The sequence below is a fragment of the Actinoplanes sp. NPDC051861 genome, assembly GCF_040681145.1.
GTDB lineage: Bacteria > Actinomycetota > Actinomycetes > Mycobacteriales > Micromonosporaceae > Actinoplanes.
This window is the reverse complement of sequence record NZ_JBFAYE010000027.1, coordinates 41400-54592: the sequence shown is the minus strand read 5'-3', so window position 1 is coordinate 54592 and position 13193 is coordinate 41400. Positions and strand designations below refer to the sequence as shown.

The 13193-nt window shown below is 70.5% G+C and carries 10 protein-coding genes; 6 read left to right on the top strand and 4 right to left on the bottom strand.

The features are described from left to right. Positions 1–230: 230 nt before the first annotated feature. Complete coding sequence (locus AB0M02_RS41445) at positions 231–1238, top strand: hypothetical protein (protein ID WP_364237784.1); 1008 nt, start codon at positions 231–233, stop codon at positions 1236–1238. A 38-nt stretch (positions 1239–1276) separates the two neighbouring features. Here the strand turns inward: AB0M02_RS41445 and AB0M02_RS41440 are convergent, their stop codons facing one another. Beyond that, positions 1277–1924, bottom strand: a complete 648-nt coding sequence (locus AB0M02_RS41440; RefSeq protein WP_364237782.1) for a response regulator transcription factor — start codon at positions 1922–1924, stop codon at positions 1277–1279. Between the two features lie 160 nt (positions 1925–2084). On the opposite strand from AB0M02_RS41440, the gene AB0M02_RS41435 reads away from it, so the two are divergent. From AB0M02_RS41435 to AB0M02_RS41420, 4 genes are all read left to right on the top strand, one after another. Next, entirely contained in the window at positions 2085–3656 is a 1572-nt protein-coding gene (locus AB0M02_RS41435; protein WP_364237915.1) for a GAF domain-containing sensor histidine kinase, read from the top strand. Between the two features lie 75 nt (positions 3657–3731). Further along, complete coding sequence (locus AB0M02_RS41430; protein ID WP_364237777.1) at positions 3732–4691, top strand: nitroreductase; 960 nt, start codon at positions 3732–3734, stop codon at positions 4689–4691. Positions 4692–4704: 13 nt separating this feature from the next. Then, positions 4705–5469: a cobalt ECF transporter T component CbiQ gene (gene cbiQ, locus AB0M02_RS41425; RefSeq protein WP_364237774.1), complete on the top strand. Its 765-nt coding sequence runs from the start codon at positions 4705–4707 to the stop codon at positions 5467–5469. Between the two features lie 5 nt (positions 5470–5474). Continuing rightward, positions 5475–6224, top strand: coding sequence for an ABC transporter ATP-binding protein (locus AB0M02_RS41420; RefSeq protein ID WP_364237772.1), 750 nt, complete (start codon positions 5475–5477; stop codon positions 6222–6224). Positions 6225–6333: 109 nt separating this feature from the next. Here AB0M02_RS41420 and AB0M02_RS41415 read toward each other — a convergent pair whose 3' ends face one another. After that, complete coding sequence (locus AB0M02_RS41415) at positions 6334–6768, bottom strand: peptidoglycan-binding protein (RefSeq protein ID WP_364237769.1); 435 nt, start codon at positions 6766–6768, stop codon at positions 6334–6336. 261 nt (positions 6769–7029) lie between these two features. Continuing rightward, entirely contained in the window at positions 7030–9453 is a 2424-nt protein-coding gene (locus AB0M02_RS41410) for a phosphoketolase family protein (protein WP_364237767.1), read from the bottom strand. A 198-nt stretch (positions 9454–9651) separates the two neighbouring features. On the opposite strand from AB0M02_RS41410, the gene nhaA reads away from it, so the two are divergent. Then, a complete protein-coding gene (gene nhaA / locus AB0M02_RS41405; RefSeq protein ID WP_364237764.1) occupies positions 9652–10899 on the top strand; it encodes a Na+/H+ antiporter NhaA in 1248 nt (415 codons plus the stop codon). 42 nt (positions 10900–10941) lie between these two features. On the opposite strand, the gene yicI is transcribed toward nhaA, so the two are convergent. Continuing rightward, the gene (yicI, locus tag AB0M02_RS41400; RefSeq protein ID WP_364237761.1) at positions 10942–13191 is read right to left on the bottom strand and encodes an alpha-xylosidase; all 2250 of its coding nucleotides are present in this window, start codon (positions 13189–13191) and stop codon (positions 10942–10944) included. Between the last annotated feature and the right edge of the window lie 2 nt (positions 13192–13193).

The window sequence follows — 13193 nt, the reverse complement described above, 5'->3', positions numbered from 1 at the left end:
GAGATGTCTGTGCGCCGTCGCAATGCGGTTCTCGCCGTGGCCGCGGTCGTGACGCACGCGCTGTGGACCCCGCTGCCCGTGGTCGCCGTCGAGGCCCCGGCCGACAGCCCCGCGCCCGGCGGAGACGCGGGGGCGCTCCGCCGGGCGCGGGTTTCACCCATGTGTTTGAATGGCGGGCCGCCGCATAGATCGACTTGAGCGGCGGTGTCATTCGATCACGGGGAGAAGTGTTGAAACGAAGGAGTTCCTTCCTGGCCGCGTTCGCGGTCGCACTGGGTGCGCTGGTGACACCCACACCGGCGCAGGCAGGCCTGCCGCCGGTTCTGTACGACCAGGTGGCCCAGGACCGCGAGTTCGTCCGGTGGCTCTCGGTGCAGGACCCGCGGGCGGCGGTGCGCTCCCGGGCGCGCGGCGCGTTGGTGAACGGCGGTGAGGCGGGCATCACAGCGTTCCTGTTCCCGACCGTCCTGCCCTCCGGTGAGATCAAGCCCTCGGGATTCGACGCGGGCGCCGCACAGGCGGCCGACACCCGCACCCGCCAGACCGACTACGCGGCACGGATGGCGACCACCCACCCCGCGCAGTTCTACCCCTGGGTGAACGCGGCCGCCCGCCGGGCACAGGCCGGCACCGAGGCCGAGCTGGCCGAGTTCGCGAGCACCGGCTACACGGCGGCGCTGAACAAGGACAACGCCAAGATTCCGTACGATGACGGCGCCGCACTGGTGACCCCGTTCGACCGCGCCTTCGTGGCGAACCTGGCCGTCAGCGACGAGAGCGACCAGGTCCGTGACCGCGCGGAGAACGTGGTGACCGACGCCGACGTGGCGGAGTTCCTCCGTTACGGCTGGCTGAGCGCCGCCGGGATCGACAACGAGGCGTTCCGCAGCGCGTACGTGGCCGACGAGTGGGCGCGCTGGCACGAGGCGCGGCGGCTGATCGGCGTGGCCCTGACCGCGGACGAGGCCGACGCCCGCGGGGCGTGGCAGAACGTGGCCGCGGTCACCGTCCCGGCCCGAGACGCCTGGGCCGAGCGCGAGCCGGTCGCGAAGATCCGGATGGACGCGTGGCTGCTCGCGTCGGCGACCGCCGAGTCGCAGAGCAACGCGCTCTGGAGCAACCTCGTCACCAAGGCCCCGCCGATGCGCACGCAGTGGCGCAACGAGGGCTCGAACGTCGCGGCGCGGCTCACCTGGTGGAACAACCTGAAGCAGCTCGCGTTCGCGTACGCGGGCTGAGGCACAGGGGCCCGCCCGGCCGCGGCCGGGCGGGCTTCTCAGTGCCGCGACGGATGGTCGCCCAGGAGTTTGGTGGCCAGGACGGCGGCCTGCGTGCGGCGCTCCAGGCCCAGCTTGGCCAGCAGGCTCGAGACGTAATTCTTGACCGTCTTCTCCGCGAGGAACATGCGGCCCGCGATCTCCCGGTTGGTCAGGCCCTCCGCCACGTACTCCAGGATCCGCCGCTCCTGGTCGGTCAGCGACGCCAGCTCGCGCGGCTGCTCGACGCCGTTGCGGATGCGCTCGAGGACCCGCTGCGTGACCGCCGGGTCGAGCAGCGACTGGCCCTGCGCCACCCGCCGGACCGCGTCCACCAGGTCCGTGCCGCGGATCTGCTTGAGCACGTATCCCGAGGCGCCCGCCATGATCGCGGCGAACAATGCCTCGTCGTCCTCGTAGGACGTCAGGATGAGTCCCTTGATCGTCGAGTCGATCGCACGGACGTCCCGGCAGACGTCGATGCCGTTGCCGTCCGGCAGGCGCGCGTCGAGGACCGCCACGTCGGGGCGCAGGGCCGGGATGCGCCGGGCCGCCTCCTGGGCGGACCCGGACTCGCCGACCACCTCGATGTCCCCGCCGGCCTGCAGCAGGTCGACGAGGCCACGACGGACGACCTCATGGTCGTCGAGGAGAAAGACTCGGATCATGCCTCAATTCTGTCGCCGCGGGTCCCGGGGACCAAGGGCCGAAGGTCCCGCGCCGCGCGTGGCGCGAAACGCTAGTCTTCTGGCCGTGGCCGAAGGAACGACTCCCTCGCTGGGTCTGAGCCCGCTCTCCCGTGTCCGCCTCGACGAGCTGCTGCACGAGATGCAGAACCGGATCGGCGACATCGTCACCAGCCGGGAGAGGCTGCGAGCGCTGCTCGACGCCGTGGTCGGCATCGGCACCGACCTGGATCTGCGCAGCACGCTGCAGCGGATCGTGGAGGCCGCGTGCGCGCTTGTCGGCGCGAAGTACGGCGCGCTCGGCGTCCTGGCCCCGGACAACAACAGTCTGTCCGACTTCGTGACGCACGGCATCGACCCGGAGACCCACGCGCGGATCGGCGATCTGCCGCACGGCCGCGGCGTGCTCGGCCTGCTGATCACCGATCCGCGGCCGGTGCGGCTGCCGGACATCACGAAGCACCCGGACTCGTTCGGCTTCCCGCCGAACCACCCGCCGATGCACAGCTTCCTCGGCGTTCCGGTCCGCACCCGTGACCAGATCTTCGGCAACCTGTACCTCGCCGAGAAACAAGACCAGTTCAGCGAGGACGACGAGGAGATCGTGGTGGCCCTCGCCGCCGCGGCCGGTGTCGCCATCGACAACGCCCGCCTCTACGAGCTGGCCCAGCGGCGGCAGCGCTGGCTCGAGGCGGCCTCCGAGATCACCGGCGTGCTGCTCGGCACCGTCCGGCGCACCGAGGCACTCGCCCTGATCGCCCGCCGGGCCCGCGAGGTGGCCGACGCCGAGCTGGTCCTCGTGCTGCTCTACGAGGAGGAGAACGCGCGGTACCGGATCGAGGTCGCCGAGGGCGCCGACCTGGCCGGGCGGATCGTCACCGCCGACACCTTCGGCAACGACTCGGCTCTCGTCGAGGACCTCCGCGACACCGCCGAGTGGCCCGGCCCGGTGCCGGAGGGCCCGGCCATCGTCGCGCCGCTCGGCCTGCAGCAGGGCGTACTGATCGTCAGCCGCCCGGCCAACCTGGACGACGCGGCGCTGCTCTCCACGTTCGCCGGGCAGGCCGCCCTGGCCCTGGAGCGGGCCCGCGCCCAGGAGGAGCGCGAGCTGCTGGCCGTGCTGGAGGACCGTGAGCGGATCGCGCGCGACCTGCACGACGTGGTGATCCAGCGGCTGTTCGCGACCGGCATGCAGCTGCAGGGCGCGGCCGCGCCGGCCGGTACGAGACCCGAGGTGGTCAAGCGGATCAACGCCGCCGTCGACGACCTCGACGCCACGATCCGCGACATCCGCCGGTCGATCTTCGAGCTGCGGGCACCGGTGGGCGCGACGCTGCGCACCGAGCTGCGTGACACCTGCGACGCGGCGCTGGACACGCTCGGCTTCCGGCCCACGCTGGAGACCGTCGGCCCGGTGGAGAGCTCGGTGCCGGACGACATCGTGCCCGAGCTGATCGCGGTGCTGCGCGAGGCGCTGTCCAATGTCGCCCGGCACGCGCAGGCCCGCAACGTACGCGTCTCGGTCCGCGTCGCCGACCGGCACGTGATCCTGCAGGTGGAGGACGACGGCGTCGGCATCGATCCGGCGCTGGCCCGCGGCGGCGTGGTGAACATGGGTGAGCGGGCCACCGACCTGGGCGGCGAGTTCGAGGCGGTCCCCCGGCCGGACGGCGCCGGCACGGTCGTCACCTGGCGGGTCCCGCTCAGCGGCTGACCGGGACTTTCGGCCCTTATCGGCGGGGCTCCGCGGGAGGCACGGTGGAACAGACCACCGTGAAGGAGAAGTGCCGTGATCCGCTACGACGAGTCCGACCTGCGGCGCGCCGCCGCGGCCGGCATCCAGGCACCCTCGATGTACAACAGCCAGCCGTGGCTGTTCCGCCTCGACGACGGCGCCATCGAGGTGCTGTCGGACCCGGCCCGGCAGCTCACCGTCGCGGACGCCGGCGGCGGCTGGGCGATGCGCCTGGCCCTCGGCTCGGCCACCTACAACGCCCGGCTCGCGCTGGCCTGGGGCGGCGCGCCGGCCGACGTGAAGTTGCTGCCGGACCCGGACCGGCCGGAGGTGATCGCCCGGCTCACCCCGGGGCGGCACCGCCCACCGACGTACGCCGAACGCGACCTCTACACCGCCATCGAGCGCCGCTACAGCCACCGTGACCCGTTCTGGCCCGACCCGGTCCCCGCCGACGTGCGCGTACGCCTGATCGAGTCCGCCCGCGCGGAGGGCGCCTGGCTGGATCTGCTCGTCGGGATGACCGCGCTGACCGGCTTCTCGGAGATCGCGCACAGCGCCGACCGGGTGCTCCGCCGCGACATGCGTTACCAGGCCGAGCTGATCACCTGGACCGACACCGAGGACGCGCCGGACGGCATCCCGGTCGCGGCCGCCGCCACGGTCGGTGAGCCGCAGGACCTGATCCCGCAGCGCAACTTCGGCCATCGCCGCCGCGCCGCCGGCCGCGACTACGAGCCGGAGCCCCTGGTCGGGATCCTCGGCACGGCCGGCGACCGCAAGCTGGACCAGGTGATGGCCGGTCAGGCGCTGCAGCATGTGCTGCTCGCCGCGACCGACGCCGGCCTGGCCACCTCGATGATCTCCCAGCCGATCGAGGTGCCGGCCGCCCGCGACCAGCTGCGGCGCTCGCTCGGCCGCACCGGCTTCCCGCAGATCGCGTTCCGGGTCGGTTACGGCCGGCCGGGTCATCCCACCCCTCGCCGCGACGTCGAGGCGGCCATCCTTCACTAACTATGCTGGCGCCATGAGCAGCGGGCACTCCCATCCTCTCCACCTCGACCGGGACAGCCCGGTCCACCGGCTGCCGCCGGAGGTGAAGATCGTCTCGGCTGTGCTGTTCACGATCGTCGTGGTCGCCACGCCGCGCACCGAGTTCCTCGCCTTCGGCGGTTACGCGCTCCTACTGGCCGTGGTCGCCGCGATCGCCCGGGTCCCGGCCGGCTGGCTCGCCAAGCGCGCCACCATCGAATTGCCGTTCGTGCTGCTCGCGGTCGCGCTGCCGTTCGCCGGGCACGGCGAGCGAGTGATGTGGATGGGCCTGTCGCTGTCGGTGGACGGCCTCTACGGCGCGTGGAACATCTTCGCGAAAGGCACGCTGGGCGTCCTCGCCTCGCTGCTGCTCGCCGCGACCACCACGATGCGCGACCTGATCCTGGGACTGGACCGGCTGCGCTGCCCGCAGGTGTTCACCCAGATCGCCACGTTCATGCTGCGCTACATCGACGTGCTGGCCGACGACGCGCGGCGGATGCGGATCGCCCGGATCTCCCGCGGCTACGACCCCCGGTTCCTCTGGCAGGCGAAAGCGTTCGCGGTCGGCGTCGGCGCGCTCTTCCTGCGCTCCTACGAGCGCGGTGAACGGGTCTATCTCGCCATGCTGTCCCGCGGTTACACCGGCCGCCTGCCCGCTTCCGAACGCGGTCCGGCACCGGCCCGCGACTGGGTGCTGTCGGCCACACTTCCGGTCGCCTCTGCCGGGATCGCCCTCGCCGCGGTCGTCCTAGCATGATCGACATGACTCCGGCACTGACGATCAGCGGGCTGCGCTATGCGTACCCGGACGGCCGCGAGGCCCTGCACGGCGTCGACCTGCGCATCGCGCAGGGCGAGCGGGTCGCGCTCCTGGGACCGAACGGCGCCGGCAAGACCACCCTGGTGCTGCACCTCAACGGCATCCTGCACGGTGGGTCCGGGTCGGTGGAGATCTCCGGCCTGCCGGTCACGCCCGGCGACCGCAAGGCGATCACCGAGATCCGCCGCCGGGTCGGCGTCGTCTTTCAGGACCCTGACGACCAGCTCTTCATGCCTTCGGTCGCGGAGGACGTGGCTTTCGGTCCGCAAAATCTAGGCGTACGCGGAACCGAGCTCACCAATCGCGTCGACGAGGCTCTGGCCGCTGTCGGCATGTCCGAGCACCGCGACCACGTGCCGCATCACCTCTCCTTCGGCCAGCGGCGGAGAGTGGCCGTGGCGACCGTGCTCGCGATGCGCCCGGAGATCCTGGTCCTGGACGAACCGTCGTCCAACCTGGACCCCGCGAGCCGCCGCGAACTCGCCGAGATCATCGTGTCGTTGCCGGTGACCACACTGATGGTCACCCACGACCTGCCGTACGCCCTGGAGTTGTGTTCCCGCTCGGTGATCCTGGACGCGGGCCGGATCGTGGCCGACGGCGCGACCGCCGACCTGCTGGGCGATCGGGACCTGATGCGCCGCCACCGCCTCGAACTACCCTTCGGCTTCAACCCCCACCCCCGTGTGTGAAGTTCGGCCCCGCTCCACACCCCAACTCCACACGCAATGGTCTCTGGACACGAGTGTGGGGGTGTCGGGGCGTGAACCGCCTCGAAACCCCCACGGTGCCGCGTCGTGGTCAGGCGGCCTGACTGAACTCGGAGCGTGCGCCGCTCACGAGGGCCTGCCACGTGTCCGGGCCGACCACGCCGTCGACGAGAAGCTGGGCGTCCTGCTGGAAGGTGCGGATCGCCCGCTCGGTGACCGGGCCGTAAACACCGTCGGCGCCCTCGCCGAGCCGGAACTCCCGCTGAAGACCGCGGACCGCGCTGCCCTCGGAGCCGGGGCGTACCTCCACGATGAGTGCCTGCCAGGTCTCGGGTCCCACCACGCCGTTGTCCGGAAGGTTCTTGGCCCGCTGGTACGCGCGTACCGCGTCACCGGTCTGCGCGCCGAAGACGCCGTCCACGGTGACCGTGTGACCATGGGCCTGCAGCAGGTACTGCAACGTGGTGACCTGGTGATCCTTGGAGCCCTGCCGGGTCGTCGGCCAAGGGTTCAGCGAGGCGGCCATACGGGGGTTCCCCTTCCTCATCATCGAGCGACGGGTGCGTGCGCTTCCCTCACTTTCGCTTCTCCGGCCGTCGATTGAAAGGGTGAGATACTTCTCCGCCGCGGATTCGTCAGAATTGATTTCGCCCCGCTGACCGATTCGCACCCGTCAACGCGTGTTCACCCGCGCGAACCTGTTGGTTAACGACCGGAAACGCGCAGTAACGAACGGGCCCGGCACCGGAGGGGTGCCAGGCCCGTGATCAATTCCACTGGCCGGGACTCAGTGCTCGGCCCAGTCGCCGAGGGACCAGTCGCGGACCTCGGGCATGTCCTCGAGGTGCTCGACGACGTAGCGCTCGTGCTTCTCCAGCTGCTTCTCGCACCAGGCCTTCAGATCGGTGGCGCCGACCGGGAGCCGCTTGGCGTTGTTGATGGCGTCCATGACCAGGTGGTACCGCGAGGCCCGGTTGCGCACCGTCATGTCGAACGGTGTGGTCGTGGTGCCCTGCTCGATGAAGCCGCGCACCCGGAACCGGTCGGCGTCCGGCCGGCCGTGCACCAGCTGGTGGATCGCACCCGGGTAGCCGTGGAACGAGAACACCACGTCCACGTGGTCGGTGAACAGCTCGCGGAACATGGTCTCGCTCATGCCGTGCGGGTGGTCCTTGGGGCGCGGCAGCGTCATCAGGTTGACCACGTTGACGACCCGGACCCGCATCTGCGGCAGCTTCTCCTTGAGGATCTGCGCGGCCGCCACGGTCTCCATCGTCACCACGTCGCCGGCGCAGGCCAGCACGATGTCCGGGTCGCTGGAGCCGTCGTCGGTACCGGCCCACTCCCACACGCCGGCGCCCTTCGCGGTGTGCTCGATCGCCTGGTCCATGGTCAGCCACTGCAGTTGCGGCTGCTTGTCGATGACGATCAGGTTGATGTACGACTTCGACCGGAAGCAGTGGTCGGCGACCGAGAGCAGCGTGTTGGCGTCCGGCGGCAGGTACACCCGGGCCACGTCGCCGCGCTGGGTGAGCACCACCTGGATCAGGCCGGGGCCCTGGTGCGAGAAGCCGTTGTGGTCGTTGCGCCAGGCGGTCGACGTGAGCAGGATGTTCAGACTCGGCACCTTGGCGCGCCAGGGCAGGTGCTTGGCCTCCTGCAGCCACTTGCCGTGCTGCACCGTCTGCGACGCGCTGACCATGGCGAACGCCTCGTACGTGGCGAACATGCCGTGCCGGCCGGTCAGGTTGTACCCCTCGAGCCAGCCGTGGCAGTTGTGCTCGGAGAGCACCTCCATGACCCGGCCCGAACGGCTGATCTTCACGTCGTCGTCGTTGACCGACTCCATGAACCCTCGGTCGGAGACCTCGAAGACCGCGCCGAGCCGGTTGCTGTTGGTCTCGTCCGGGCAGAACAGCCGGAACCGGTCGCCGTTGCGCTGATAGATGTCGCGCATCATCTCGCCGAGTTTGCGGGTGGACTCGGCCCTGGTCTGCGCCGGCTCCTTGACCTCGATCGCGTAGTCGCGGAAGTCGGGCATGTCGAGGTCGCGGGTGAGCAGGCCGCCGTTGGCGTGCGGGCTGGCCGACATGCGCAGGTCACCCCCGGGGCCGAACGAGCGGACCTCGGCCACCGGTGCGCCGGTCGCGTCGAACAGTTCCTCCGGCCGGTAGGACCGCAGCCACTTCTCCAGCTCACGCAGGTGGTCCTCGTTGCCCCGCACCCCGGAGAGCGGGACCTGGTGCGAGCGCCACGTGCCGGTCACCGTGATGCCGTCGATCTTCTCGGGACCGGTCCAGCCCTTGGGCGTACGCATGATGATCAACGGCCAGTGCGGGCGCTTGCCGTCCCATTGCCCGCTGCGCGCCGCGGTCTGGATCGCCCGGATCTTGCCCCACGCCTCCGCGAGAACCCCGGCGAACCGCTGGTGCATGCCCGGCAGGTCCGAGCCCTCGATCTCGATGACGTCGTAGCCGTGGCCCTCCAGGAGCTTGCGCACCTCGGCCGGGTCCTTGCGGGCCAGAACGGTCGGACCGGCGATCTTCGCACCGTTCAGATGCAGGATCGGCAGCACCGCGCCGTCATGCGCCGGGTTGATGAAGGAGACGCCCTTCCACGAGCCCTCCAGCGGGCCGGTCTCCGCCTCACCGTCACCCACCACGGCGATCGCCAGCAGATCCGGGTTGTCCATCACCGCGCCGTACGCGTGCACCAGCACATAGCCGAGCTCGCCGCCCTCGTGGATGGAACCGGGCGTGGTCACCGACACGTGGCTCGGGATGCCGCCGGGGCTGGAGAACTGGCGGAACAGCCGCAGTATGCCGCTCTCGTCGAGGCCGACGTTCGGATACACCTCGGAGTAGGTGCCCTCCAGGTAGCCCGCGGCGACCAGCGCCGGGCCGCCGTGCCCCGGGCCGGCCAGGTAGATCGCCTGCTGACCGGTCTGCTTGATCAGGCGGGAGACGTGCGCGTAGACGAACGACAGACCGGGACTCGTACCCCAGTGGCCGAGCAGGCGCGGCTTGATGTGCTCGGATTTCAGCGGCTCCCGCAGCAGCGGGTTGGCCTGCAGGTAGATCTGCCCGATCGTGAGGTAGTTGTTGGCCCGCCACCAGGCGTCGAGGCCGGCCACCTCGGCCTCGCCGGGAGCGGCCAGCTTCCGGACGAGTTCTTGGTCGTGCGTGGCTCGGTTGTCCGAAACGGCGGTCACAGTCTTTCCTCTCGAGAGATTTCGAGTGCCTGTCCTGACGTTCAAGGTCAACTTATCGGCCGCGCAGAGGCGCTACATGGGTCTTTGGTCCCCTCCGGCCGGGACGTTACCCCTGTCGACGTGCGTAGAATCTTGGTCGGTGTGCCGGGAAGTCTGGTCGGCGAGTCCCGCTCTGTACTCCTCCCTGAAGGACGAAACATGACGTCGCCGACGCCCCGCCGCCTGTTCGCTCTCGGTTCCTGGGCCGAGGCCCGGCGCGTCGCCGACATCCTGCGCGCCGAGACGGTCGGTGGCCTGCTCCTGCTCGCTGCGACAGTGCTGGCGCTGGCCTGGGCGAACTCCCCATGGAAAGACTTGTACCAGGATTTGGCGTCCTTCCGGGTCGGGCCGGGGGAATGGCACCTGAACCTTTCGCTCGCCGAGTGGGCGGCTGACGGGCTGCTGGCGATCTTCTTCTTCGTGGCCGGTCTCGAGCTCAAGCGCGAGTTCGTCGCCGGCGACCTGCGGGACCCACGCCGGGCGGCGCTGCCGGTGACAGCCGCGATGGGCGGCATGCTGGTCCCCGCGCTGATCTTCGTGGCGGTCACCGCGACCGCGGGTGACCCCGCAGGCCTGCGCGGCTGGGCGGTGCCGACGGCCACCGACATCGCGTTCGCACTGGCCGTGCTGGCCATCATCAGCACCCATCTGCCCGGCGCGTTGCGCACGTTCCTGCTGACCCTGGCCGTGGTCGACGACCTGCTGGCCATCCTGATCATCGCGATCTTCTACACGTCGGCGCTGCACCCGGTGCCGCTGCTGGTGTCGTGCCTGCTGATCGCGCTGTTCGGCGTCCTGGTCCAGCGCGGGCTGGTGCGCTGGTGGCTGCTTCTGCCGCTCGCTCTGCCGGCGTGGGCGTTGATGCACGCGTCGGGCATCCATGCGACGGTCGCCGGCGTGCTGCTCGCCTTCACCGTGCCGGTGAGCGGTGACGTGGCGGAGCGGATGGAGCACCGGTGGCGGCCGGTGTCAGCGGGATTCGCGGTGCCGGTGTTCGCGTTCTTCGCCGCCGGGGTCACCGTCGGCGGCAGCATCGGCGCCGGCTCGGTCGCGGCCGTCGCCGGCCTCGTGCTGGGCAAGCCGATCGGGATCGTCGGATCGACCTGGCTGGTGCAGCGCTTCACCCGGGCACAGCTCTCCGAGGGGCTGAGCTGGTGGGACATGCTCGGCCTGGGCCTGCTCGGCGGGATCGGCTTCACCGTGTCACTGCTGATCAGCGAGTTGGCCTTCGGGTCCGGCAGCGCGCTGGACGACGAGACGAAGATCGGTGTGCTGGCGGGATCCCTGATCGCGGCGATCCTGGCCGCCGTGGTGCTGCGGATGCGGAACCGGCACTACCGCCGTCTGTGCGCGCAGGAGGCGGCCGACGAGGACGCGGACGGCGTGCCGGACGTCTATCAGAAGTGACCGGCGGCCCCGGTAGAGGCCGCCGGTCGCTCCGGCCGGCTGCTATCCCGCGGTGAGGGTGCAGCTGTCCTGGTCCGCGGTCAGTTCGGTCACCTCGTCACCGACGCGCACGCGCCACGGCAGCGGATCGCCGGCGCGGCCGACGCGGATCTCGGCGCCCTCCCGGGTCACCGTGAAGACGGTGTCCGAACCGGACGGTCCCGGCACGACGACGGCGGTGCGGCCCTCGGCGGGCTCGAACAGCCGCAGCGTCACCCCGTCCCGGTAGTCGTAGTCCGGGCGGTCCTGCCGGGCGCCGACCGGGATCACCGCGCCCGGGCGGACCAGCAGCGGCACGCTGTCGAAGCCGTGGGTCTCGCGTACCCAGGCCGGGCCCTCGACGACCTGGCCGGTCAGGTAGTGCGTCCAGCGGCCGGCCGGCACGTAGAACGACACGTCGCCCGCGGCGCTGAACACCGGCGCGACCAGGAGGTCGTTGCCGAGCAGGTACTGCCGGTCCAGGTGGGTGACGGCCGGGTCGCCGGGGAACGCGAGCGCCATCGGGCGCATCACCGGAAGGCCGTCCAGGTGGGCTTCGCGGGCGACACCGAAGAGGTACGGCATGAGCCGGTACTTGAGGTGCGTGAAGGACCGCAGGACGTCCACGGCCTCCTCGTCGAACTCCCACGGCACCCGGTACGACGTGCTGCCGTGCAGCCGGCTGTGCGAGCTGAGCAGCCCGAACGCGATCCACCGCTTGAACACGGCCGGGTCCGGCATACCCTCGAAACCGCCGATGTCGTGGCTCCAGAAGCCGAAGCCGGAGGACATCAGCGACAGGCCGCCGCGCAGGCTCTCCGCCATCGACTCGTACGTGCTGGAGTTGTCCCCGCCCCAGTGCACCGGGAACTGCTGGCCGCCGACGGTCGCCGACCGGGCGAACAGCACGGCCTCGCCCTCGCCGCGCACCTCCTTCAGGACGTCGAAGACCACCTGGTTGTAGATCTGCGTGTAGTAGTTGTGCATCCGCTCCGGGTCGGAGCCGTCGTGCCACACCACGTCGGTCGGCACCCGCTCGCCGAAGTCCGACTTGAAGGCGTCGACCCCCATCTCGGCGAGTGCGCGCAGCTTGCTCGCGTACCACTCCCGGGCGGCCGGGTTGGTGAAGTCGACCAGGCCCATGCCGGCCTGCCACAGGTCCCACTGGAAGACGTCGCCGTTGGCCTTCTTCACCAGGTACCCGTTCGCCCTGCCCTCGGCGAACAGCGGCGAGCGCTGCGCGATGTACGGATTGATCCACAGACAGATCCGCAGGCCCTTGCCGGCGAGCCGCTTGAGCATGCCCGGCGGGTCCGGGAAGACACGGGTGTCCCACTCGAAGTCGCACCAGGAGAACTCGCGCATCCAGAACGTGTCGAAGTGGAACACGCTCAGCGGCAGGTCCCGGTCGGCCATCCCGTCGACGAACTTGTTCACCGTCTCCTCGTCGTACGAGGTGGTGAACGACGTGGTCAGCCAGAGGCCGAACGACCAGGCCGGCGGGAGCGCGGGACGGCCGGTCATCGCCGTGTACTTACGGATCACCTCAGCCGGGGTCGGCCCGTAGATGACCAGGTAGGACAGGCTCTGCCCGGCGACGCTGAACTGGGTCCGCGACACCATCTCGGAGGCGACCTCGAAGGACACCTTGCCGGGGTGGTCGACGAGCACGCCGTACCCCGCGTTGGTGAAGTAGAACGGGACGTTCTTGTACGCCTGCTCGCTGCTGGTGCCGCCGTCCTCGTTCCAGATGTCGATGCTCTGGCCGTTCTTGACCAGCGGCCCGAACCGCTCGCCGAGCCCGTAGACCGCCTCGCCGACACCCAGGTCGAGCTGCTCGTGGACGTAGTGCTCACCGTCGGCGGTGTCGACGACCCCCATGCCCTTCCAGCCGCTGCCGGTGATCCGCCGGCCCTCGGCGAGGAAGTCCAGCCCCCACCGCTCCCCCGCCGTGAACCGGGCCGTCAGCCGGCCGGAGGTGATCGACAGGTCGTCGACCGCGACGTCCACGGGCTCCTCGGCGATGGCGAACGCGGGGTTCCGTGGCTCCTCACCCTGGAAGTGCTCGACGGTGACCCGGATGACGTCCGGCGCCGGCGCGGTGGCCGTGACGGTGATCAGCGGAGCGTTGAGGGTGTCGCCGCGGTGGTGGACCGGCCGGGTGGCGGCGTAGACGGTCAGCGAACCTGGGCCCGTCGTGCTGTCCAGGAGATGCGCTGGATGCAGCACGGTCAGGCCGGAGCGCTTGCGCCAGTAGCCGTCAGTGAACTTCATGC